Genomic DNA, 20,926 nt, shown 5'->3' with positions numbered 1-20,926 from the left:
CAGGCACCTGCAGCCGTGTCTGCGACCGTCTGTCGCACGCGCACTCCAGGGTTTCCGCACATCGGCCACGATGGCATGCTCGGCCGATGCGGATCGATCTGTTGCTGCTGGATGTGGATGGCGTGCTGGTGCAGTACCAGCGCACGCAGCGTGTACTGCACCTGGCGCAGGCGCTGGGGGTTCCGACGCAGGCCGTGCAGGCTGCGCTGTACGACAGCGGCCTGGAAGCCGCGCATGACAATGGCGCGCTGGATGGCCCGGCCTATCTGGCGCGATTGGGAGAGCTTCTGCACAGGACCGTCGACGTGCACACCTGGACAGCAGCGCGGCAAGCCGCCAGCCATCCGCAGCCCGCAGTATTGCAACGGCTGCAGGCCCTGCAGCTGCCGATGGCGGTGCTGACCAACAATGGCGCGTTGATGAAGCAGGCGTTGCCTTCCCTGCTGCCGGAGCTGTTCCCTGCCCTGGTGGGGCGCGTGTTCTGCAGCGCCGATTTCGGCCTGCGCAAACCGGCGCCGGAGGTGTTCCTGCGCGCGCTGCAGATGCTCGATGCCGCGCCTGCGCACACGCTGTTCGTTGATGACCTGTTCGCGAACGTACGCGGTGCACGCGCCGCCGGCCTGCACGCGGAAACCGTGCGCGATGGCCGTGGACTGGGCAAGGTGTTGAAGCGCTATCGGATTGCGTGAACCGCCGTAGAGCCGAGCCCATGCTCGGCTGCTGTTGCCTGGCATCGCGATGAGCCGAGCGTAGGCTCGGCTCTACAGATGCCTCTGCTGGCGTCAGCGCGCGGCAATGAACGCAGCAATCGCTGCGCGCAGGCGCTTCAGGCCTTCGGCCACTTCTTCGTCGGTGATGTTCAACGACGGCACGAAGCGAAGCACGTCCGGGCCGGCCTGCAGGGTCAGCAGGCCCTGCTCGGCGGCATGGTCGAGGATCGCTCCGGCCTGGCCAGCGAAGTCCTTGCTCAGCACCGCGCCCAGCATCAGGCCGCGGCCACGCACGTCGCTGAACACACCGAACTCGTCGTTGATGCGGGCGAAGCCATCGCGCAGCGCCTTCGACTGGCGGCTGACATTGGCCGCGATCTCCGCCGAGGCCAGCTTGCGCAGTGCCACGCGGGCGACCGCAGCAGCCAGCGGGTTGCCACCGAAGGTGGTGCCGTGCGCGCCGAACTGCATGGTCTCGGCCACCTTCGGGCCGGCCAGCATCGCGCCGATCGGGAAGCCACCGCCGAGTGCCTTGGCCAGGGTGACCATGTCCGGCACCACGTCGTCCTGCCAGTGCGCGAACAGCGTGCCGGTGCGGCCCATGCCGGCCTGGATCTCATCCAGCACCAGCAGCGCGTTGTGCTGGTCGCACAGCTCACGCACGCGCTTGAGGAAGCCGGACTTGGCCGGCATCACGCCGCCCTCGCCCTGGATCGGCTCCAGCATCACCGCTGCCACGTCACCGGCGGCCATCGCGGTTTCCAGCTGCACTTCATCGTTGAAATCGATGTAGCGGAAGCCACCGGGCAGCGGCTCGTAGCCTTCCTGGTACTTCGGCTGGGCAGTCGCGGTCACTGCGCCCATGGTGCGACCGTGGAAGCTGCCGCGGAAGGTGATGATCACCCGCTTGTCGGCCGGGCGGCCCTGGCTGGAGGCCCACTTGCGGACCATCTTGATCGCCACTTCATTGGCTTCGGCGCCGGAATTGCACAGGAACACGCGCTCGGCGAAGCGGCTGGCCTTCACCAGCTCCTCGGCCAGGTGCAGTGGCGGCGCGCTGTAGAACACGTTGCTGGTATGCCAGAGCTTGCCGGCCTGTTCGACCAGCGCGGCCACCAGGTCCGGGTCGTTGTGGCCCAGGCCGCACACGGCGATGCCGGCGGCCAGGTCGATGAACTCACGGCCCTGGCTGTCCCACACGCGGGCGCCCTGGCCTCGCTCCAGTACCACCTGGCGGGGCTTGTAGACCGGCAGGTAATAGTGCGAAAGGGAGATCAGCGGATCGGTAGCGGCGGTCATGGCAGTCGGCAGGATTCAGGAATCCCCATTCTCGCGCCGGAACCCCTGCGGCACAATGCGCCCATGCGACCGTTTTCCGCCCCCCAGCTGAACCCCGCCACCGAGACCGGCTGGCGCCGCCGGTGGTTCGACATCATCTACCGCCACGACACCCGCCCTTCGCGCAATTTCGACCTGATCCTGGTGGTGGCGATCGTCGCCAGCATCCTGGTGGTGATGATCGACAGCGTGCAGCACCTGCACGCCGAATGGTCCACCGGCCTGTACATCCTGGAATGGGGCTTCACGATCATCTTCACCGCCGAGTACCTGCTGCGGCTGGCGGTGGTCAAGCGCCCGCTGCGGTATGCGGTGAGCATCTGGGGCATCATCGACCTGCTGTCGATCCTGCCCGCCTACCTGTCGATGTTCATCCCCGGCGCGCAGAGCCTGCTGGTGGTGCGCGCACTGCGCATCCTGCGCGTGTTCCGCATCCTCAAGCTGACCCGCTACATCGAAGAAAGCGGCGTGTTGATGACGTCGCTGTGGCGCAGCCGGCGCAAGGTGCTGGTGTTCCTGTTCACGGTGATCACCATCACCATCATCGCCGGTGCGCTGATGTACGTGATCGAGGGCCCCGAACACGGCTTCACCAATATCCCGGCCAGCATGTACTGGGCGGTGGTGACCATGGCCACGGTCGGCTTCGGTGACATCGTGCCGCAGACCGTGCTCGGCCGCTTCGTCACCTCGGTGCTGATCCTGATCGGTTACAGCATCATCGCCGTGCCCACCGGCATCTACACCGCCGAACTGGCCAGCACCATGCGCGAGGCCGAACAGGCCGCGCGCCGCGATGCGCGTGGCTGCCCGGACTGCGGGCTGGAAGGCCACGAACCGGATGCACGGCACTGCCGCAAGTGCGGCGGTGAGCTGCCCGATGCGTTCAACCATTGAGGCACATGCCGGCCAGCGGCCGGCACTACCGGACCAACCTGGTGCGCGCCGGGCATGGCCCGGCGTGGAACCAGCTCAACGCATGCGGTTGCTGGTGGTCACCAGGTCGTTGTAGGCCGCCAGGATCGTTGACTGTGCCCCTTCCGGGTCGGTCGTAAGCCAACTGCCCGATGCCTTGCGCTCTGCCGCCAGCGCTTCGGCGGTGATCGGCTTGTGCTGCTCCAGACGCTCGACGCCGCGTCCCGCGGTACGCACCAGCTTGTCCGCCGAACGCTGCACGTGGCCCCACATCGGGTCGTCCTTGCCGACACCGCCATTCTGGATTTCCGTCACCAGAGCCTGATAGTCAGCCAGCTGCGCGCGCAACGCTGCAACGTCCGGTGCGTCGTGCTGGAACGCGGTGGCCAGTTGCTTGCCATCGCCCAGCAGGCGAAGGTGGTAGTAGGCCAGCGAACGCCCTTCGCTTTCCTCGATCTGCTTCAGCTGCGCGGCACGGCGATCGTTCTCGTTCTTTTCCAGCGCCACATCCATCGCTTCGCTGGCCTTGAAGAAATCGGCGTAGGCCTGCATCAACGGGGCATGCTGGCTGCGCATCCCTTCACCGCCATCACGGCGATAGTCCTCGCGGGTGAAGTAGCCATCGGCACGCTCGACCAGGGTGTTCAATGCCTGGAATGCCTGCTGATAGTCACGCGCGGGGCCATCCATCGGCAGTGCCGGGGTCTTCGCCAGCGCGTCGGTCAGTGGCTGGCCGCAGTACTCGACGCGGTGCGACAGCACCTTTCCGGGCGAACGCGGCTGCGCTTCCTTGCCGGTCGGGCCGGCTTCGGGGTCCTTCATCCAGCTGGTGTAGGCCTGGAAGCCCTCGTGGACGGGCTGTTCGACGCCGTTGTAGCACTCGATGTAGGCGTTGACCTTCTCCAGGCCAGGATCGGCCACAGCCAGTCCAGCCGGCTTGCTGCAGCCTGACAGGCCGGTCACAGCGCCAACCAGCAGCAGCGGCGCGATACGCAGAGTGGAAGTCCTCATGGCCTCTCGCGGGGGGACTGATGCGCGGGTCACTGGCGGTTGCTCTGGAAAACGAGCGTGTTGTATTCCTGCATCAGCTTGCTGGCCGAACCGCGCGGCGCCATCGAGGGCGAGTCCAGCATGCGTCGCTCGAAATCGCTGTAGGGCGTCTTGGTACTGACCCGCTGCAGGCGCTCCTTGCCCTCGCGCCGGAAATTCTCGGCCCCACGTTCGAAGCCTTCCCAGTCCGACTTGCCCGGCTCCTGGTCGGCAACCTTGGCATGGGCTTCATCGGAGATGCGATTGAAGGCATCCAGGCGTTCGCGGGCCTTGGCCTGATCGAAATCATCTTCGCTCATCAGATCCATGAGGGCCTTGGCCTCCAGCATCATCGCCAGACGGTAGTACTCGCGCGTGCGGCCCTCGGCCTGCTCCAGCGCCTTGAGCTGCTCGCGCTGGGCGGCATCGTTCTGATGCTCCAGCTCGGCATTGAAGGTTTCGCTGGCAGCCACGAAATCCTTGAAGGCGGCCATCAACGGCGCGTGCAGCTGCTTGCCCTTGGCAAACTGGTCGTCTTCGTAGTCCTGGCGATCGTAGTAGTCGTGCGCGTCCTTGCTGACCGGCACCAGCGCCTTCAGCGCCTGCTGGTAACGGCCTGCAGCAGCATCGAGTTCGGCCAGCGCCGGCTTGGCAGCGATCGCCTCGGTCACCGGGGCGTCGCACTGCTTCATGTCGTAGTCGCTGATCTCGAACGGGCCGTACACGTGCGTCTCACGCCCGGTCGGGCCAGCGTCGACATCCTTGATCCAGCGCGTGTAGGACTGGATGCTGCCGTGGGTCTTCGAATCCAGCGCGTTGAAGCAACCGATGTAGGCGTTGAGCTTGGCGGTCAACTGCTGCTGTGTATCGGACGAGGCCGCGCTGGCGTCCGGCGTGCCGGAGGAATCAGCGCCGCCCGCAGCTGCGGGGGCCTTGCCACCGCAGGCGGTCAGGATCAACGACAGCGAAGCGGCCAGCGCCGCGACGGAAAGAGTGCGTGACATGTGCTCACATCCTTGTTGGAAACGATTACAGCCGCGCATTCTAGCGCAGCAGGCCGAGCGTCGCAGCCCTCGGCCTCTTCCGGTAGTGCGATATCAATCCAGGAACAGATCCGGCAGCAACGGCCGCGACGGGTCCACCGCGTAGCCCGAAAGATCGGTGACGCCGGCCTGCGCCAGCACTTCATCATCGATCAGGAACTGGCCATGGAAACCGGCCGCTTCGCGCACCAGCACCGCATGCGCCGCGTCGGCCATGATCTGTGGCGTGCGGCAACCGGCCGCATCCACGCCCGGAATCATGTTGATCGCATCGGTGGCGATCACCGTGCGCGGCCACAGCGCGTTCACCGCCACGCCCTGCGGACCGAACTCCGCAGCCAGCCCCAGGGTGACGAAGCTCATGCCCATCTTTGCCAGCGTGTAGCCGGTGTGCGGTGCCCACCACTTCGGCTCCAGGCTCGGCGGTGGTGCCAGGGTGAGGATGTGGGGATTCGGCGCCTGCAGCAGGTACGGCAGGCAGGCCTGCGCGCACAGGAAACTGCCGCGCGCATTGACCTGCTGCATCAGGTCGAAGCGCTTCATCGGCGTATCCAGCGTGCCGCGCAGCCAGATCGCGCTGGCGTTGTTGATCAGGATGTCGATGCCACCGAAGGTATCGACCGTGGCCGCGACGGCCGCCTGCACCTGCTCTTCCTCGCGGATGTCGCACTTCAGCGCCAGGCCCTGCCCGCCTGCCGCCGTCACCGCTTCGGCAGCGGTGTGGATGGTGCCCGGCAGCTTCGGATTGGGCACCGACGACTTGGCCGCGATGGCCACATTGGCACCGTCGCGCGCAGCGCGCAGTGCGATGGCCAGGCCGATGCCACGCGAGGCACCGGTGATGAAAAGCGTTTTGCCCTGCAGACTGCCCACGTTCCACACTCCAGCGTATGCAATGAGCCGCTAGTATGCCGCGCCGACGCGGAGTTCACCCGGCCTTGACGATACTCGGGCCTCCAGCCAACGCACGAGGTTCACGCCATGCGCCGTTCCCGCCTGTTGCTGCCTGCCTTGGGGCTTGCCCTGCTGACTGCCTGCCAGGGCCGTTCGCCGGAACCCGGCAAGGAGCCGCCCGCCGGTGACGCGCCCAGCGCGGAGAAGGCTGCCGCCGACGGAAAGATGCGCTGGAGCGAGGCCGTGGTCTGGGATGGCGATCTGAACGCATGCCGCCAGGGTGAGAATGCGGCCACCCGGGATTGCCTGCGCGATGCAATGCGAGCGGGCGGAGCGAGCGCCGAGGCGATCACCGCCGCCGAGCAACTGTCCAGCGCCGGGGAACTGGCGTATGTCACAGCGTGGCATGAGAACGAGGGGCTGGGCATTGCCACGGTCGAGTATCCCTTCCGGGCCAACACCAACGAAGGCACCCGCCTGGTCGACGCCAGCGGCAAGCGCATCGATGTGGATGCCGTGCAACTGGACGACACGCTGCGTGCCGACCCGGCCGTGCAGGAGCTGCTGAAGGCCAACCCGCAGGCCACGCCGTTCGCGCCTGCGCAGTCGGCCGGAGCGACACCGCTTGAGGGCGGCGGCATCCGCCTGCTGTACCGCACGCCGCTGCGCGACTGCCACGCCTGCCCCGACGTGGGCCAGCTGCAGATCGCCTATGACTTCGATGCCAAGCGCAACTTCATTGGCCAGCAGGTGGTACCGGCGACGCCGTAACCCGGAAACGCCGCGTGTCGTCGGGCCACGCCCGGCGCACGCAGTGTCGCGTCACCGGTAGGCCTGCACCTGCTTCTGCAGCAGATGCGGCACGATCAACCGGTGCACGGGCGCGACCGGCAGCATGTAGAGGCGCCCGAACGCGTTGTGCGTATGCACCACCGTCGCCACTTCCAGCACGTCACCCTGCCATTGCAGGGCCAGCTGTACGCGCAGATGGCGATCATCGTCTTCCAGCACGATGGCATCGTCATCCAGCAGCTGCAGGGTGAAGATGCCCAGCCGCTGGCCGTGCGCCGGATCGACAGTGCCCTGCACCGCCCGCAACGACCCCAGATGCTTCATGCCCAGCAGGCGCATGCCGTGGTTGCGCAGTGCCATCAAGCCATCGAACCAGCCGGGAATGGACGCCGCCATGTCGCGGTAGGCCTGCAGTGCGGTACGCCCGTCGCGCCGGGTGGTGGCCTGGCAGGCGTGCACGAAATCCGCACCGGGCAGCTGAGTGCGCAGCACGCTGCCCGCGCTCGGCGGGGCGCTCATCACCTGCGATGCACTCACGGCTTCGGTCCCTGCCCCTCGTTGTCTTCCCAGTGCAGGATGCGGCGGGTGACGAAGCGATAGACCGGCTTGCCGGTGGCGAACCACAGCTCACGCACCCACGAGGTACGCTTGAGCACGCGCTTCTCCACCGGGGTGAGCGATTCACGGCAGTACATGCGCTTGTGCTTGAGCAGGTGGCGCAGGTCCTCGCGCGCCAGCAGGCGCATCCAGCGCGAGCGCGGGTTGCCGATCACTGCCAGCTGGAAGTCGATCAGCGCCGGGCGGCCGTCTTCGGTGACCAGCCAGTTGGCCTCCTTGGCCAGATCGTTGTGGGCTACACCGTTCCGGTGCAGCTGCTGCAGCAGGCGCCGTGCGGAACGGAACCAGGCCAGGTCGCCGCGCGGCGGACGCTGGTACATGGCATCGCCGGCCATGAAGCTGCGGTCGAGATGGCGGCCATCCCATGCAAGCAACTGCGGCACATCGGCCATGCCGTGGATATGGCGCAACGCACGCGCTTCACGCCGCGCCAGCCACCACGCGGGCAGCCGCAGCCACAGCGGCGTAGCGCCCAGATCGCGGCGCACGAACGGTCCGTCGGGCCCTTCAACCAGAAGGATCCGGCCGAAACTGTCGGCCTTCAAAGCATGGTGGGGAGCGTCTGGCGTATGCGGCATGACCCCATTCTAGGCGATGACGCCGGTTGCAAACGGTCACGAAGCGGCTGGGAACCAGTCACCTTCACGCCCCTATAATCGGGCAATGGACTCTTCATGGATCGACGCCACGCTCGCGTGGATTGCCGCTCACCCCGTGCTGGCGGGCGCCGTTATCTTCCTCATCGCCTTCTGCGATGCGGTGATCATTCTCGGCGCCATCGTGCCGGCCCTGCCATTGCTGTTCGCGGTGGGCGTGTTCATTGGCCTGGGCCAGATCTCCGGGCCGTACGCGGTGGCGGCTGCGGCATTGGGCGCGTTTGCCGGCGATGGCATCAGCTACTGGATCGGCCGCCGCTGGGGCGACCGGCTGCGTGGCGTGTGGCCGTTCAGCCGCTATCCGCAGCTGCTCGACCGTGGCGAGAACCTGTTCCGCCGCAATGCATTCAAGAGCATCCTGGTGGCGCGCTACGTCGGCGCGATCCGCCCATTCGTGCCAGCCATCGCCGGCATGATGAAGATGCCCGCCAGCCGCTACGTGCAGGCCAGCGGCATCGCCAGCATTTCCTGGGCAGTGCTGTTCCTGGCCCCGGGCTGGATCCTCGGCGAAGCGTATGACGCGGTGGCTGCCGTGGCCGGGCGACTGGTGGTGGTGGTCGGCCTGCTGGCGGTGATCCTTGGCCTGGCCTGGGCCATCGTGCTGTATGGCTACCGCTGGTCGGCCGCACGCATGGACAACTGGCTGGCACGCCTGCTGGACTGGTCCAACCGCCACCCGACGCTGGGCCGCTACACCGTGGGCGTGCTGGACCCGAAGCGCCGCGAATCGGTACCACTGGCGATGCTGGCGTTGATGCTGCTCCTGCTGGGCTGGGGCTGGTTCGCGCTGCTGACCGTGGTGGTCGCACACGGCGAGCCGCTGGCCATCGACCTGCTGGTGCACCAGGCCATGCTGGCGCTGCGCAACCCGCTGGCCGACTACCCGATGGCCGCGCTGGCGTCGCTGGGGGCGTGGCAGGTACTGCTGCCGGCCACCGCTGCGGCGATGGGCTATTTGATCTGGCGCCGGCGCTGGATGGCGGCCGCGCACTGGCTGGCCGCCCTCGCCTTCGGCCTGGCACTGACCATGCTGCTGGGCGCCACCGTGGATGTGGTGCGCCCGGTCGATGCCAGCAGTGGCTTCGGCTTCCCGTCGGTGTCGGTGACCATGGCCACCATCACCTTCGGCTTCTTCGCGGTGCTGATCGCACGCGAGATGCCCGGCCGCACCCGCGTCTGGCCGTACCTGGTGTCGGGCATCGTGGTCAGCCTGATCGGCTTCTCGCGCCTGTACCTGGGCGCGCACTGGCTGAGCGACGTGATCGGCGGCATGCTGTTCGGCACGTTCTGGCTGCTGGTGCTGGGCATCGCCTACCGCCGCCGCTTCAACCGCTCGTTCTGGGTAAAGCCAGTCGCCTGGCTGTTCTACGGCGTCTTCGCCGTGGCAGCGATGTGGTACGCGCCGCGCCACATTCCGGTGAAGCTGGAACGCTTCGAACCGACCCTGCCGGCACCGCAGGCGATGGACATGCAGGCCTGGTGGCAGCACGACTGGGCGCAGTTGCCCGCACGCCGCAACGAATTCGACGACGATCAGCGCTGGCCGCTGGACGTGCAGGTGGCCGGCCCATTGGCACCCCTGCAGGCGCAGCTGGAAGCACGTGGCTGGAAGCGGCAGGAACAGGCCGGCTGGCAGCAGGCGCTGCTGATGCTGGACAAGAACACCGGTGCCGATGAACTGCCGGTGCTGCCGGCGACGCTGGAAACCCGCGTGGAAGCCCTGCTGATGGTGCGCCAGGGCGCGAAGCCGGATGAGCGCTATGTACTGCGGCTGTGGCCAGCACCGGCCCAGCTGCAGCCGGGCCACGCGCCGCTGTGGCTGGGCAGCGCGCAGACCCTGCGTTACGAACGCCACTTCGAGTGGATCGGCATGTGGCACCCGCTGCGTGGCGTCGACCCGGCATTGAATGCCGTGAAGGAAGCCGTGCAGGACCTGCCGCAGCGCGAGGATGTGCACAGCGAAACCGGGTTGCCGGTGCTGCGGTTGAAGACTACAACGCCCTGACCGGTACCGGTGCGCGATCACCCACTGTAGAGCCGAGCCCATGCTCGGCTGCGCTTCCCACGATCCAACAAGCCGAGCATAGGCTCGGCTCTACAGTAGATCCACGCCATGCGTGGATGCGGATTCCACGGATACCCCGGCGTGTGCCCCAAGGTGCACAACCACCCGAGGATGGCTTCTACGGCATCCAGCCCAGCAACTGCTGCAGACGCTGGTGCGGATCATCCAGCTGCAGCAGCTGCAACCGCTGCTGCTCGCTCAGCGGCAGCAGCTCGGCCAGCCGCCAGCCGACCCAGCTGGCCTGGTCCAGCAACGCCGGATTGGCCGGCGCATAGGCCTCACCAGCCTGCTCGATGATGTGCCCCAGCACCGTGGCCAGCAGTGCATGCTGCGGCCGCAGTTCGTCATCGGGGTCTTCCTCGCACCAGCGCACATCGGCCACCACCAGCCCGTTGTCGCGCACGCGGGTGCGCTCGACATGGAAACGGCGGGTGCCGCGCAGGCGCAACTGCAGCACACCGTCGGCGCCGACATCGAAGTCTTCGATGCGCACCTGCACGCCATAGGCCGCCGGTGTTGCCGGGGCTCCCACTTCCTGGCCGTCGAGGATCAGGCAGACACCGAAGCCTTCGCCACTGCGGCCGCTTTCGCGCACCAGATCAAGGTAGCGCCGCTCGAACACGCGCAGGCCCACCGCCGCACCCGGTACCAGCGTGGTGTGCAGCGGAAACAGCGGCAGCGAACCGTCGACGCTCATCGGGCCTGCAGCGCGGCGAGGAAGCGGCGCGGTGCGCCGTCGAAGCCACCATTGGACATGAACACCACGTGGTCGCCGCGGCGCGCGCTGGTCTGCAGCTGCGCCAGCAGCGCGTCGGTATCCGGCACCGCGTGCGCTTCACCACGCACCGCGGCGATCACAGCGGCGGCATCCCAGGCCAGTTCCGGGCGGTGCAGGAACACCACGTCATCGGCCAGTGCCAGCGAAGGCGCCAGCGCCTGCGCATGTGCGCCCAGCCGCATCGAATTGCTGCGCGGCTCCATGGCAACCACGATACGCGCATCGCCGACCTTGGCACGCAGACCTTCCAGCGTGGTGGCGATCGCGGTCGGGTGATGGGCGAAATCGTCGTAGACGGTGATGCCCTCGTGGCTGCCGATCACTTCCATGCGGCGTTTGACGCTGCGGAAGCGCGCCAGCGCCGGGATCACCTCGGCCGGTGCCACGCCCACCGCATGCGCGGCGGCCAGCGCGGCCAGGCCGTTGAGCACGTTGTGCCGGCCCAGCAGCGACCACTGCACATCACCCAGCGCCTGCCCGCGGTGGTACACGCGGAACGCGCTGCCATCGGCAACCAGCAGTTCCGCATGCCATTCCAGGGTCGGGTCGAAACCGAAGCGCTCGACCGGGGTCCAGCACCCCATCGCCAGCACCTCGGCCACGTGCTGGTCCTCGCCGTTGACGATCAGGCGGCCACGCGCCGGCACCGTGCGCACCAGATGGTGGAACTGGCGCTGGATCGCCGCCACATCGGGGAAGATGTCGGCATGGTCGTATTCAAGGTTGTTGAGGATGGCCACCAGCGGCCGGTAGTGCACGAACTTGCTGCGCTTGTCGAAGAAGGCAGTGTCGTACTCATCGGCTTCGACCACGAATTCGCGGCCCTGGCCCAGGCGCGCGGAAACGCCGAAATCCTCGGCCACGCCGCCGATCAGGAAGCCCGGCGAACGCCCGGCGCTTTCCAGCAGCCAGGTGAGGATGGTGGTGGTGGTGGTCTTGCCATGGGTACCGGCCACGGCCAGGGTGTCGCGGCCCGGCAGTACCTGTTCAGAAAGCCATTGCGCGCCCGAAATGTAGCGCTGGCCGGCGTCGAGCACGGCCTCCACGGCCGCATTGCCGCGCGAGAGCGCGTTGCCGATCACCACGTCATCGGTTCCGGCCGGCACGCTGTCGGCGCGATAGCCCTGGTCCAGGGTGATGCCCAGCTGTTCCAGCTGGGTCGACATCGGCGGATAGATGGCCTGGTCGCTGCCACTGACCGTATGGCCGAGTTCCCGCGCCAGGGCGGCCACGCCGCCCATGAAGGTGCCGGCGATTGCAAGGATATGTACGCTGCTCATGACCGGGGATTGTGACCGATGACGACTGTATAGGGCCAATGTCCGCCCCCGGGTAAGACAAGTCCTACACGGGATGTGAGAAAACTCCAATCTTCTGTCAGGGAATTCCCGATAGCGATGTTCTGTGAACCCGGACACAATTCGAACTGCCAGCCGCAGTACCCGAACCGGTCCTACTCCCCAAGAGGCCATCCCCAAGGGAGCTCATGCTGCGGGGCCCTGAGCAAGCCCTCTGCTGGCGCCTATGAAACGACACAGGCCTGATCCTCGCGGACCAGGCCTGTGTTTTTTCGCCCGAAGGGCCGGCAGCGGGCCGGCCCCGCCGGATCAGGCCTTGATCGCCGCCAGGATTCGGGCTTCGATCTCGTCCAGTTCGCCGACGCCGTCGACGCGGGCCAGGGTGCCACGGCCGGCGTAGAAGTCGACCACCGGGGCGGTCTGGTCGTTGTAAACCTGCAGGCGCTGGCGCACCGCTTCCGGATTGTCGTCGGCACGACCCTGTTCCTTGGCGCGACCGGCGATGCGGTCGACCAGCAGCTCGGTGGCCACGTCCAGCTGCACCACGGCATCCAGCGGCTGGCCGATCTTGGCCAGCAGGCCGTCCATCGCATTGGCCTGGGCCACATTGCGCGGGTAGCCATCGAGGATGAAGCCCTTGGCGACATCGGCCTGGGTCAGGCGCGACTCCAGCATGCCCAGCAGGATGTCATCCGACACCAGGTTGCCGGCATCCATCACCGTCTTGGCCTGCTTGCCCAGCTCCGTGCCCGCGGCGATTTCCGCGCGCAGCATGTCACCGGTCGAAATGTGGGCGATCCCCAGCTTTTCCTTCAGGCGCGTCGCCTGTGTCCCCTTGCCCGAACCGGGCGGTCCCAACAGAACCAATCGCATTGACCTGACTCCAACGTGTTGAAAACAAAGAAGGTTCGCGTCCCGGACGGACCGGTATCGCTGCACCGCAATAGCGCCACTTTACCGCATCCGGGTAATGTCCCTGCAATGTCCTTTCCCCCGAGCAGGTAGACGCATGCGCAACGGTACTCTCCTCTACGCCCAATCCGGTGGTGTCACCGCCGTCATCAACGCCACGGCGGCGGCGGTGATCGAGCAGGCCCGGACCAAGGGCATCAAGGTGCTGGCCGCGCGCAACGGCATCCTCGGCGCGCTGCGCGAGGAACTGATCGACACCAGCAAGGAGAGCGCTGCGGCCATCCGCGCCCTCGCCCATACCCCGGGCGGCGCCTTCGGCTCGTGCCGGGTCAAGCTGAAATCGCTGGACGCCGACCGCGCCCGCTACGACCGCCTGCTGGAGGTGCTGCGTGCGCACGACGTGCGCTGGTTCCTCTACAACGGCGGCAACGACTCGGCCGATACCGCGCTGAAGGTCTCGCAGCTGGCCAAGGCCTCCGGCTACGACCTGACCTGCATCGGTGTGCCCAAGACCATCGACAACGATCTGGCAGTGACCGACACCTGCCCCGGCTTCGGCTCGGCGGCCAAGTACACCGCCGTGTCGGTGCACGAGGCGGCGCTGGACGTGGCGGCGATGGCCGAGACCTCCACCCGTGTCTTCATCTACGAGGCGATGGGCCGTCACGCCGGCTGGCTGGCTGCGGCCGCCGGCCTGGCCGGCAATGGCGAAGACGAAGCCCCGCACATCATCCTGCTGCCCGAGCGCGCCTACGACGAGACTGCGTTCCTGGCCAAGGTGAAGGCGGTGGTCGAGCGCGTCGGCTACTGCGTGGTGGTGGCATCGGAAGGCATCGCCACCGCCGACGGCCGCTTCGTCGCCGACGCTGGCGGCGGCAAGGACTCGTTCGGCCACTCGCAGCTGGGGGGCGTGGCCGCGCACCTGGCCGGCCGGGTCAAGGACCAGCTGGGCCTGAAGGTCCATTGGGCGCTGCCCGATTACCTGCAGCGCTCGGCCCGCCACCTGGCCAGCAGGACCGACTGGGAGCAGGCGCAGGCGGTCGGCAAGGCCGCGGTGCAGCTGGCGCTGAAGGGCCAGAACGGCGTGATGCCGGTGATCGTGCGCAGCAGCGACGCTCCCTACCGCTGGAAGATCGAAGCGGCGCCACTGTCGAAGATCGCCAACCACGAGAAGAAGATGCCGGCCGGCTTCATCCGCCGCGATGGCTTCGGCATCACGGCCAAAGCGCGTGCCTACCTGTCGCCGCTGATCAAGGGTGAAGCCCCGCTGCCCTACGGTGCCGATGGCCTGCCGAAGTACGTCACGCTGAAGAACGTGGCGGTGAAGCAGAAGCTGCCGCCGTTCGAGGGCTGACCCGAAAAAGGGGACGGAGGGGATTAAGTCGTATCTGCCCTCTGCCCCCTTCAGCGCCAGCAAAACGTCGAATACGACTTAATCCCCTCCGTCCCCTTTTCGTGGAGGAACATGATGGCACTGCGTGTTGTTCGACTCGGTACGCCGCGCGCCGCTGGCGAGGGCCTGCGCATCGGCACGGTGCGCAGGCCGCCACGTGGCGTGCCGCGCAGCGAGTTCGCCCGGCAGGACTGGTATGACGTCTGGTTCCCGACACTGTCACCCAGCGCGGAACTGGTGAAGCAGGCGCATGAGGCGAAGACGGCCGCCGACTGGAATGCGTTCTTCCGCCACTACAAGGCGGAGATGAAGGCGCCGGATGCGTCCCACTCGCTGGACCTGCTGGCTGCGATGTCGCAGAACAGCGACCTCAGCGTCGGGTGCTACTGCGAGGATGAGGCGCACTGCCACCGCAAGGCGCTGCGCGAGCTGCTGGTGGCGCGTGGGGCGACGCTGGCAGAGTGACGATTGCAGGGTTGCCGGCCAGCGGCCGGCACTACCCGCGGATGACCGCGTGGGTACACCGCCCACGCAATTTCAATTGCAGGCCTTGCCTTCCACCTGCAACTGCGCCGCAAACATCGTCACCTGCGGAATCTGGCCGGCCGCCGCCTGCTTCTTCGCCTCTTCCAGGTAGATGCGCGACTGGCCCTGCCCGTCCAGCTCGACCTTGTTGCTCGACGGCAGCCGCCACACGCGCACCACCGCCTGCTGCGCCGGGCACGCAGCGCTGGGCACACGGATCACATCATTGAGCTTCCAGCCCTTGTCGGCACTCGGCTGGGCCTTGGTGTAGTCGACGAAGCGCGCGCGCGGCTGGCATTGTTCGCTCGTACGCACCGCAGAGAAGCGATACGGTTCGGCGGCCTGGCCGGTGAATGCACCTTCCAGGCGCGCACAGGCCTCGGGGATCTGCCGCAGCGTATGCACCGCGCCTACCGCCTGTGGTGCACCCACGGCGCGCTGCAGTTCCGGGGTTTCCGCCGCGAAGGCCGGCAGCGCCGGGACCAGGGCGGCGAGCATCAACAGGGACAGGCGCATGGGGAATCTCCTTCAGGACTGTGCGCAGGCTTGCAGAGATTGGCTTAACGGGGTGCAAAGGCCGTTGGCTCGCGAATCATGCCCAGGGCCCGACGGCATGCGCCGCGGCTCCCAGGCGCCAGTCGAGCATGGCTCGACTCTACAAGTGGCGGCACGCATACTGCGGGCACCAGGGAATGCTGAACACCGCCATACGTCGGACGACCGCCAAGGTCGGTACGGGTTGGTTCCAGGCTGCAGCCCGTCGTCCCCCTCTTGGTGCCGTTCATCGCCACTGGATGCCTACATCCATTCTGCGGAGGGGTCTAATGCTGGAACGTCACGGGCTGTCATTGGCGCTGGGCTGCGCCATCCTCGCAATCCTGTTCGGAATCGTCTCGGCGCGCTGGATCCTGCGCCAACCCACTGGCAATGAACGCATGGTCGCGATCGCCACCGCGATCCAGGAAGGTGCGCGTGCCTATCTCAACCGCCAGTACCTGACCATCGGCGTGGCCGGCGTGGTGCTGTTCGTGCTGGTCGGGGTGTTCCTCAGCTGGTACACCGCGACTGGTTTCGCGGTCGGCGCAGTGCTGTCCGGTGCCGCAGGCTACATCGGCATGAACGTCTCGGTACGCGCCAACGTACGCACCGCCGAGGCCGCACGCCATGGCATCAGCGCGGCGATGGACGTGGCGTTCCGCGGCGGCGCGATCACCGGCATGCTGGTGGTCGGCCTGGGCCTGCTGGGTGTGGCCGGCTATTACGCGCTGCTGCTGCGCATGGGCCTGCCGATGGAGCAGGCGCTGCACGCGCTGGTCGGCCTGGCCTTCGGTTCGTCGCTGATCTCGATCTTCGCGCGCTTGGGCGGTGGCATCTTCACCAAGGGCGCCGACGTCGGCGCCGACCTGGTCGGCAAGGTCGAAGCCGGCATTCCCGAGGACGATCCGCGCAACCCGGCGGTGATCGCGGACAACGTCGGTGACAACGTCGGCGACTGCGCCGGCATGGCTGCCGACCTGTTCGAGACCTATGCGGTGACCGTGATCGCCACCATGCTGCTGGGCAGCCTGATGCTGGCCGAAGCTGGTGCCAATGCGGTGCTGTACCCGCTGGTGCTGGGCGGCGTATCGATCATCGCTTCGATCATTGGTGCGCTGTTCGTCAAGGTGAAGCCTGGCGGCTCGATCATGGGCGCGCTGTACAAGGGCGTGATCGTCTCCGGCGTGCTGGCCGCGATCGCGTTCTACCCGATCACCACCGGGCTGATGGCCGACAACGTGCACGGGCCGATGGCGCTGTACGGCTGCGCGCTGATCGGCCTGGTGCTGACCGGCCTGATCGTGTGGATCACCGAGTACTACACCGGCACCCAGTACAAGCCGGTGCAGCATGTGGCCCAGGCCTCGACCACCGGCCACGGCACCAACATCATCGCCGGCCTCGGCATCTCGATGAAGTCCACCGCGCTGCCGGTGGTGGCCGTGTGTGCGGCAATCTGGGGCGCGTTCGCACTGGGTGGGCTGTACGGCATCGCCATCGCCGCCACCGCGATGCTGTCGATGGCCGGCATGATCGTTGCCCTGGATGCCTATGGGCCGATCACCGACAACGCCGGCGGCATCGCCGAGATGGCCGAACTGCCCTCGGAGATCCGCGACATCACCGACCCGCTCGATGCCGTGGGCAACACCACCAAGGCGGTGACCAAGGGCTATGCGATCGGCTCGGCGGCGCTGGCCGCGCTGGTGCTGTTCGCGGACTACACGCACAACCTGCAGGCCGCACATCCCGGGCAGGAATTCCGCTTCGACCTCAGCGACCACACGGTGATCATCGGCCTGCTGATCGGCGGCCTGATTCCGTACCTGTTCGGTGCGATGGCGATGGAAGCAGTCGGTCGTGCGGCCGGCGCGGTGGTGGAAGAAGTGCGGCGCCAGTTCCGCGAGATCCCCGGCATCATGCAGGGCACCGGCAAGCCGCAGTACGACAAAGCGGTGGACATGCTGACCCGCTCGGCGATCCGCGAAATGATCGTGCCCTCGCTGCTGCCGGTGGCGGTGCCGGTGGTGGTCGGCCTGCTGCTGGGACCGCGCGCGCTGGGCGGGCTGCTGATCGGCACGATCGTGACCGGCCTGTTCGTGGCCATTTCGATGACCACCGGCGGCGGCGCCTGGGACAACGCCAAGAAGTACATCGAGGATGGCCATTTCGGCGGCAAGGGCAGCGAAGCGCACAAGGCCGCGGTGACCGGCGATACCGTCGGTGACCCGTACAAGGACACCGCGGGGCCGGCGATCAATCCGCTGATCAAGATCATCAACATCGTGGCGCTGCTGCTGGTGCCGCTGCTGTAAAGGCCTTCTGTAGGGCCGAGCCCATGCTCGGCTCAACGGCTTCGCGGGATCGGAGAACAGCCGAGCATCGGCTCGGCTCTACAAGGTCACCGCCCGCGCAGGAAGAACGACACCGGCACCATCACTTGCACCGGGTCGCCGGCCACTTCGGCCGGCGGCGCCGGTACCGGGCTGGCGCGCTGCACGGTATCCAGCGTCTCCTGGTCGAGCAGTTCGAAGCCGCTGCCGCGGCCCAGCTTCAATCCGGATACCGCACCATCGCGGGCGACGGCAAAACGCACGTACACCACGCCCTGCTGGCGCAGTCGTTCGGCCTGGCGCGGATAGCGCCGGTGCTTCTGCAGATGCCCCAGCAGGCGGCCTTCCCAGGTCGCCTCGGCACGACTGCGTTCGCCGGCCGTGGTCTGCGGCGCGGTATAGCGTGCGGCCGCATCGGCGGCGACCTGCGGCGGTGCGCTGGTCTGCGCGACATTGGCGTCGGCAGTATCCGGCGAGGGCGCCGGCTCAGGTGTGCGCGGCGGCGGCAGGTCACCCTGCGGCTGCACCGGTGCCTTCGGCTGCTCGCGTAGCGCCGGCTTCGGCGCCTGCCGCTGCTGTTGCTGCTGCAGGGGCCCGGTTGCCACCTCGCGCCGCGGCACCGGGGGCGCCTGTGCCATCGGCGCCAACTCCAGCATCAACGCCGCGGGCGCCGCTACGGTAGCCACCGCCGGTGCGCACGCCGCCCACCAGCAGGCCACGCCAATCAGCAGCGCATGCACCAGCAGTACGATCGCCAGGCTGGTCGCCCAGCGCCGCAGTCCGCTCATCGCGCGCCCTGCTCCAGTCCAACCAGTGCCACCTTCAGGTAGCCCGCAGCACGCAGCGCATCCAGTGTTGCCATCAATTCACCGTAAGGCACGCGGGTATCGGCGCGCAGGAACAGGCGTTGCGAGGTGTCACCGTGGGTGGCTACCTGCAGCGCAGCCGCCAGCCCGTTGCGTGCCACCGCTTGCTCACCAACCCGCAGCGACAGATCGGCCTGCACTGTGACGTACACCGGTGCCTGTTCCGGCGGCGTGGCACTGGCACTGCTGGCCGGCAGCTGCACCGGTACCGACACGGTGGCCAGCGGTGCCGCCACCATGAAGATGATCAACAGCACCAGCATCACATCGATGAAGGGCGTGACGTTGATCTCGTGCGCTTCTTCCGGCGTGTCGTCGCGGTCGGACGCGGTCCTGATCGCCATCGCCGCGCCTCAGTGCACCGCACGCAGCGGCGTCGCTGCGCTGCGCGAAGCGGCACGATCGAGATCGCGCGAGACCAGCTGCTGCACGGCCGCCGACAGATCGCCAAGCAGCCCCCGCAAGCCGACCAGCACGCGGCTGAAGTGGTTGTAGACCAGTACCGCCGGAATCGCGGCGACCAGGCCGAGCGCGGTGGCCAGCAGCGCCTCGGCGATGCCGGGCGCGACCACCGCCAGATTGGTGGTGTTGCTGTGGGCGATGCCGATGAAGCTGTTCATGATGCCCCACACCGTGCCGAACAGGCCCACGAACGGCGCCACCGCACCGATGCTGGCGAGCACGCCGATACCGCGCCGCTGCACGCGTGCGGTTTCCAGCTCGATGCGATCCAACCGCGACGCCACGCGTTCCTTGGTGCCGTCGCGGCTGTCCAGCTCCTGCGACAGGCGCAGTTCGGTGCGTGCGGCGTCCAGCATCGCCAGTGCGGTGCCTTGCTGCAGGCTTGCCGCTTCGCTCTGCGCCGGCAGCTGTGCAGACTGCAGCAGCAGCGCGCGCGCCGCCCGCAGCTGCCGCGCTTGCCGGGCCAGTTCCCAGCCCTTGGCCAGCAGCACGGTCCACGTGGCCAGCGACGCCAACGCCAGCGCGATCATCACGGCCTTCACCACCACATCGGCGGCCAGGTACATGCCCCACGGCGTCAGTGCGGGGGCAGCCACGGGGGCCAGGTCAGCAGGCAGCATCGTCTCGGGTTCCATCTGTATCGGGGGGCACGGCACGGCGGCGGGCCGCGCGCGGATCGTTGGCGTCGTCCACTTCCACCAGCGGCGTGGGTTCAATGCGTGGTGCGGGTCGACTGAGCACATAGCCGGCACTGACCGCGAAGAACAGTCCCACGCCCAGCAACAGGCGCCACGACGGATGCGCGCCCCAGCAGAACATCGCGAAGCCGACCACCATGCCGGCGCTGGCAAAGGCCTTGCCCTTGCGCGACACCGCGCCCTGCTCGCGCCACAGCCGAAGTGATGGGCCGTAGCGCGGATGCGACAGCAGGCGCTGCTCGAACTTCGGCGAGCTGCGCGCGAAGCAGCCCACCGCAAGGATCAGGAAAATGGTGGTCGGCATCACCGGCAGCAACGCGCCGATCACGCCGAGGCCGACCATCACCCAGCCCAGCGCGAACCAGAGCCAGCGCATCAGCGCTGCACCCGCGGGTGGCGGGCGTTCATCAGGCGAATTCCACTTCAACGTGCCCGTGCACGCTGCGGAACGCGGCATCGGCAGCGTCGATCACCTGCTGCTCCTGCTCGGCGCTCAGCGGCACCGCGTCCAGCGCGGCGGTGAACTCGCGCCAGTGACGGGCGGCGCCATCCGGATGCGCGGCCAGGTGGCGGGCACCGAAGTCACGGTCCAGCCCGAGCTTGGCCGCCATCTTGTACAGGATGGTACCGCCCAGGTTGGAGCCTTCGGCCACGTACAGCCAGCCCAGCGCGGCCGGCAACGCGAGATCCGACGGCAGCGCGGCGATGTCCGCCCCCGGCAGGGTCTGCTCCAGGTCCTGCAGGTCACGTGCCACCTGGGTCAGGCGGCGGCGCTCGCCGAGATCGGGCAGCAGTGCGTCCAGTGCAGGGTTGGCGTACAGCGCGTCGATGCTGCGGTGGAAGCGGTACTGCACGCGCAGGAAACGGGCGAAGTTGCTGCGGTCGGCGAAGATGTCGCCGGCCATGATGCGCTTGTCCAGGGCGCCGTGGCTGTCGCGGGTGGCAGCCTTGAGCCGCAGGCTGCGGCTGTCTTCAGGGGCAATGTGTGCGTTCATGGGGGATGCCAAAGGGGTCGTCGTGCTGTAGACGTTCGCCGCGGGGCTTTCCCCAAGCTCGTCTGCGCC

The 20,926-nt window shown here is 67.6% G+C and carries 22 protein-coding genes; 7 read left to right on the top strand and 15 right to left on the bottom strand.

What is annotated here, in order from left to right:
- Nucleotides 1–86: 86 nt before the first annotated feature.
- Nucleotides 87–689 (top strand): HAD-IA family hydrolase, encoded by a 603-nt coding sequence (locus V3B41_RS17775; RefSeq protein WP_329861745.1) that lies wholly within the window; start codon nucleotides 87–89, stop codon nucleotides 687–689.
- Nucleotides 690–782: 93 nt separating this feature from the next.
- On the opposite strand, the gene V3B41_RS17770 is transcribed toward V3B41_RS17775, so the two are convergent.
- The gene (locus V3B41_RS17770) at nucleotides 783–2,009 is read right to left on the bottom strand and encodes an acetylornithine transaminase (RefSeq protein WP_006467246.1); all 1,227 of its coding nucleotides are present in this window, start codon (nucleotides 2,007–2,009) and stop codon (nucleotides 783–785) included.
- A 63-nt stretch (nucleotides 2,010–2,072) separates the two neighbouring features.
- On the opposite strand from V3B41_RS17770, the gene V3B41_RS17765 reads away from it, so the two are divergent.
- Nucleotides 2,073–2,945 carry an ion transporter gene (locus tag V3B41_RS17765; RefSeq protein ID WP_329861744.1) on the top strand — a complete coding sequence of 291 codons (873 nt, stop codon included), beginning with the start codon at nucleotides 2,073–2,075 and terminating at the stop codon, nucleotides 2,943–2,945.
- A gap of 75 nt (nucleotides 2,946–3,020) precedes the next feature.
- Here V3B41_RS17765 and V3B41_RS17760 read toward each other — a convergent pair whose 3' ends face one another.
- The 3 genes from V3B41_RS17760 to V3B41_RS17750 form a co-directional block, all read right to left on the bottom strand.
- Nucleotides 3,021–3,974, bottom strand: a complete 954-nt coding sequence (locus V3B41_RS17760) for a YiiG family protein (protein ID WP_329861743.1) — start codon at nucleotides 3,972–3,974, stop codon at nucleotides 3,021–3,023.
- 29 nt (nucleotides 3,975–4,003) lie between these two features.
- Nucleotides 4,004–4,996: a YiiG family protein gene (locus tag V3B41_RS17755; protein WP_329861742.1), complete on the bottom strand. Its 993-nt coding sequence runs from the start codon at nucleotides 4,994–4,996 to the stop codon at nucleotides 4,004–4,006.
- A gap of 93 nt (nucleotides 4,997–5,089) precedes the next feature.
- Nucleotides 5,090–5,908, bottom strand: a complete 819-nt coding sequence (locus tag V3B41_RS17750; protein WP_049427294.1) for an NAD(P)-dependent oxidoreductase — start codon at nucleotides 5,906–5,908, stop codon at nucleotides 5,090–5,092.
- A 108-nt stretch (nucleotides 5,909–6,016) separates the two neighbouring features.
- Here V3B41_RS17750 and V3B41_RS17745 point away from each other — a divergent pair, with 108 nt between their 5' ends.
- Nucleotides 6,017–6,700, top strand: coding sequence for a hypothetical protein (locus tag V3B41_RS17745; RefSeq protein ID WP_005414380.1), 684 nt, complete (start codon nucleotides 6,017–6,019; stop codon nucleotides 6,698–6,700).
- A gap of 51 nt (nucleotides 6,701–6,751) precedes the next feature.
- Here the strand turns inward: V3B41_RS17745 and V3B41_RS17740 are convergent, their stop codons facing one another.
- Nucleotides 6,752–7,258, bottom strand: coding sequence for a DUF2867 domain-containing protein (locus V3B41_RS17740; protein WP_329861741.1), 507 nt, complete (start codon nucleotides 7,256–7,258; stop codon nucleotides 6,752–6,754).
- Nucleotides 7,255–7,917: a serine/threonine-protein kinase gene (locus V3B41_RS17735; RefSeq protein ID WP_295549876.1), complete on the bottom strand. Its 663-nt coding sequence runs from the start codon at nucleotides 7,915–7,917 to the stop codon at nucleotides 7,255–7,257. The genes V3B41_RS17740 and V3B41_RS17735 overlap by 4 nt, the downstream gene beginning before the upstream one ends.
- An 85-nt stretch (nucleotides 7,918–8,002) precedes the next feature.
- Here V3B41_RS17735 and V3B41_RS17730 point away from each other — a divergent pair, with 85 nt between their 5' ends.
- On the top strand, nucleotides 8,003–10,000 hold the full coding sequence (locus tag V3B41_RS17730) for a VTT domain-containing protein (RefSeq protein ID WP_329861740.1): 1,998 nt from the start codon (nucleotides 8,003–8,005) through the stop codon (nucleotides 9,998–10,000).
- Nucleotides 10,001–10,178: 178 nt separating this feature from the next.
- On the opposite strand, the gene V3B41_RS17725 is transcribed toward V3B41_RS17730, so the two are convergent.
- The 3 genes from V3B41_RS17725 to V3B41_RS17715 all read right to left on the bottom strand — a co-directional run bounded on the left by V3B41_RS17725 (nucleotide 10,179) and on the right by V3B41_RS17715 (nucleotide 13,009).
- Nucleotides 10,179–10,757: an LON peptidase substrate-binding domain-containing protein gene (locus V3B41_RS17725; protein WP_329861739.1), complete on the bottom strand. Its 579-nt coding sequence runs from the start codon at nucleotides 10,755–10,757 to the stop codon at nucleotides 10,179–10,181.
- Complete coding sequence (gene mpl, locus V3B41_RS17720) at nucleotides 10,754–12,118, bottom strand: UDP-N-acetylmuramate:L-alanyl-gamma-D-glutamyl-meso-diaminopimelate ligase (protein ID WP_295549885.1); 1,365 nt, start codon at nucleotides 12,116–12,118, stop codon at nucleotides 10,754–10,756. The genes V3B41_RS17725 and mpl overlap by 4 nt, the downstream gene beginning before the upstream one ends.
- Nucleotides 12,119–12,445: 327 nt before the next feature.
- Entirely contained in the window at nucleotides 12,446–13,009 is a 564-nt protein-coding gene (locus tag V3B41_RS17715) for an adenylate kinase (RefSeq protein WP_014038375.1), read from the bottom strand.
- Between the two features lie 136 nt (nucleotides 13,010–13,145).
- Between V3B41_RS17715 and V3B41_RS17710 the strand changes: the two genes are divergently transcribed.
- Nucleotides 13,146–14,402, top strand: a complete 1,257-nt coding sequence (locus tag V3B41_RS17710; RefSeq protein WP_049429931.1) for a 6-phosphofructokinase — start codon at nucleotides 13,146–13,148, stop codon at nucleotides 14,400–14,402.
- A gap of 114 nt (nucleotides 14,403–14,516) precedes the next feature.
- A complete protein-coding gene (locus tag V3B41_RS17705) occupies nucleotides 14,517–14,906 on the top strand; it encodes a DUF488 family protein (protein ID WP_197620176.1) in 390 nt (129 codons plus the stop codon).
- A 72-nt stretch (nucleotides 14,907–14,978) separates the two neighbouring features.
- Here V3B41_RS17705 and V3B41_RS17700 read toward each other — a convergent pair whose 3' ends face one another.
- Nucleotides 14,979–15,482: a hypothetical protein gene (locus V3B41_RS17700; protein ID WP_329861738.1), complete on the bottom strand. Its 504-nt coding sequence runs from the start codon at nucleotides 15,480–15,482 to the stop codon at nucleotides 14,979–14,981.
- Nucleotides 15,483–15,790: 308 nt separating this feature from the next.
- Here V3B41_RS17700 and V3B41_RS17695 point away from each other — a divergent pair, with 308 nt between their 5' ends.
- Nucleotides 15,791–17,818: a sodium-translocating pyrophosphatase gene (locus tag V3B41_RS17695; RefSeq protein ID WP_329861737.1), complete on the top strand. Its 2,028-nt coding sequence runs from the start codon at nucleotides 15,791–15,793 to the stop codon at nucleotides 17,816–17,818.
- Nucleotides 17,819–17,904: 86 nt separating this feature from the next.
- Here V3B41_RS17695 and V3B41_RS17690 read toward each other — a convergent pair whose 3' ends face one another.
- From V3B41_RS17690 to V3B41_RS17670, 5 genes are read right to left on the bottom strand one after another with little or no spacing between them, the layout of a single operon-like run.
- The gene (locus tag V3B41_RS17690) at nucleotides 17,905–18,624 is read right to left on the bottom strand and encodes an energy transducer TonB (RefSeq protein ID WP_329861736.1); all 720 of its coding nucleotides are present in this window, start codon (nucleotides 18,622–18,624) and stop codon (nucleotides 17,905–17,907) included.
- Nucleotides 18,621–19,046, bottom strand: a complete 426-nt coding sequence (gene exbD, locus V3B41_RS17685; protein WP_295549894.1) for a TonB system transport protein ExbD — start codon at nucleotides 19,044–19,046, stop codon at nucleotides 18,621–18,623. Before exbD ends, V3B41_RS17690 begins: the two co-directional genes overlap by 4 nt.
- A 9-nt stretch (nucleotides 19,047–19,055) precedes the next feature.
- Nucleotides 19,056–19,784, bottom strand: a complete 729-nt coding sequence (gene exbB / locus V3B41_RS17680) for a tonB-system energizer ExbB (protein ID WP_049429937.1) — start codon at nucleotides 19,782–19,784, stop codon at nucleotides 19,056–19,058.
- A complete protein-coding gene (locus V3B41_RS17675) occupies nucleotides 19,771–20,238 on the bottom strand; it encodes a DUF454 family protein (protein ID WP_197632741.1) in 468 nt (155 codons plus the stop codon). The genes exbB and V3B41_RS17675 overlap by 14 nt, the downstream gene beginning before the upstream one ends.
- A gap of 31 nt (nucleotides 20,239–20,269) precedes the next feature.
- Nucleotides 20,270–20,857: a biliverdin-producing heme oxygenase gene (locus tag V3B41_RS17670; RefSeq protein ID WP_049429939.1), complete on the bottom strand. Its 588-nt coding sequence runs from the start codon at nucleotides 20,855–20,857 to the stop codon at nucleotides 20,270–20,272.
- Nucleotides 20,858–20,926 lie beyond the last annotated feature (69 nt).

It is taken from the genome of Stenotrophomonas sp. SMYL89 (assembly GCF_036319985.1).
GTDB classification, from domain to species: Bacteria; Pseudomonadota; Gammaproteobacteria; order Xanthomonadales; family Xanthomonadaceae; genus Stenotrophomonas; species Stenotrophomonas maltophilia_Q.
Note: the sequence above shows the minus strand (reverse complement) of the source record. Positions and strands in the feature narration are given on the sequence as shown.

Coding starts and splice junctions, on each gene's coding strand:
- V3B41_RS17775 (WP_329861745.1), top strand. CDS start 87: ATGCGGATCGATCTGTTGCTGCTGGATGTGGATGGCGTGCTGGTGCAG.
- V3B41_RS17675 (WP_197632741.1), bottom strand. CDS start 20,238: ATGCGCTGGCTCTGGTTCGCGCTGGGCTGGGTGATGGTCGGCCTCGGC.
- V3B41_RS17700 (WP_329861738.1), bottom strand. CDS start 15,482: ATGCGCCTGTCCCTGTTGATGCTCGCCGCCCTGGTCCCGGCGCTGCCG.
- V3B41_RS17755 (WP_329861742.1), bottom strand. CDS start 4,996: ATGTCACGCACTCTTTCCGTCGCGGCGCTGGCCGCTTCGCTGTCGTTG.
- exbB (WP_049429937.1), bottom strand. CDS start 19,784: ATGCTGCCTGCTGACCTGGCCCCCGTGGCTGCCCCCGCACTGACGCCG.
- V3B41_RS17705 (WP_197620176.1), top strand. CDS start 14,517: ATGGCACTGCGTGTTGTTCGACTCGGTACGCCGCGCGCCGCTGGCGAG.
- V3B41_RS17715 (WP_014038375.1), bottom strand. CDS start 13,009: ATGCGATTGGTTCTGTTGGGACCGCCCGGTTCGGGCAAGGGGACACAG.
- mpl (WP_295549885.1), bottom strand. CDS start 12,118: ATGAGCAGCGTACATATCCTTGCAATCGCCGGCACCTTCATGGGCGGC.
- V3B41_RS17760 (WP_329861743.1), bottom strand. CDS start 3,974: ATGAGGACTTCCACTCTGCGTATCGCGCCGCTGCTGCTGGTTGGCGCT.
- V3B41_RS17725 (WP_329861739.1), bottom strand. CDS start 10,757: ATGAGCGTCGACGGTTCGCTGCCGCTGTTTCCGCTGCACACCACGCTG.
- V3B41_RS17745 (WP_005414380.1), top strand. CDS start 6,017: ATGCGCCGTTCCCGCCTGTTGCTGCCTGCCTTGGGGCTTGCCCTGCTG.
- V3B41_RS17770 (WP_006467246.1), bottom strand. CDS start 2,009: ATGACCGCCGCTACCGATCCGCTGATCTCCCTTTCGCACTATTACCTG.
- V3B41_RS17765 (WP_329861744.1), top strand. CDS start 2,073: ATGCGACCGTTTTCCGCCCCCCAGCTGAACCCCGCCACCGAGACCGGC.
- V3B41_RS17695 (WP_329861737.1), top strand. CDS start 15,791: ATGCTGGAACGTCACGGGCTGTCATTGGCGCTGGGCTGCGCCATCCTC.
- V3B41_RS17710 (WP_049429931.1), top strand. CDS start 13,146: ATGCGCAACGGTACTCTCCTCTACGCCCAATCCGGTGGTGTCACCGCC.
- V3B41_RS17690 (WP_329861736.1), bottom strand. CDS start 18,624: ATGAGCGGACTGCGGCGCTGGGCGACCAGCCTGGCGATCGTACTGCTG.
- V3B41_RS17735 (WP_295549876.1), bottom strand. CDS start 7,917: ATGCCGCATACGCCAGACGCTCCCCACCATGCTTTGAAGGCCGACAGT.
- V3B41_RS17670 (WP_049429939.1), bottom strand. CDS start 20,857: ATGAACGCACACATTGCCCCTGAAGACAGCCGCAGCCTGCGGCTCAAG.
- exbD (WP_295549894.1), bottom strand. CDS start 19,046: ATGGCGATCAGGACCGCGTCCGACCGCGACGACACGCCGGAAGAAGCG.
- V3B41_RS17730 (WP_329861740.1), top strand. CDS start 8,003: ATGGACTCTTCATGGATCGACGCCACGCTCGCGTGGATTGCCGCTCAC.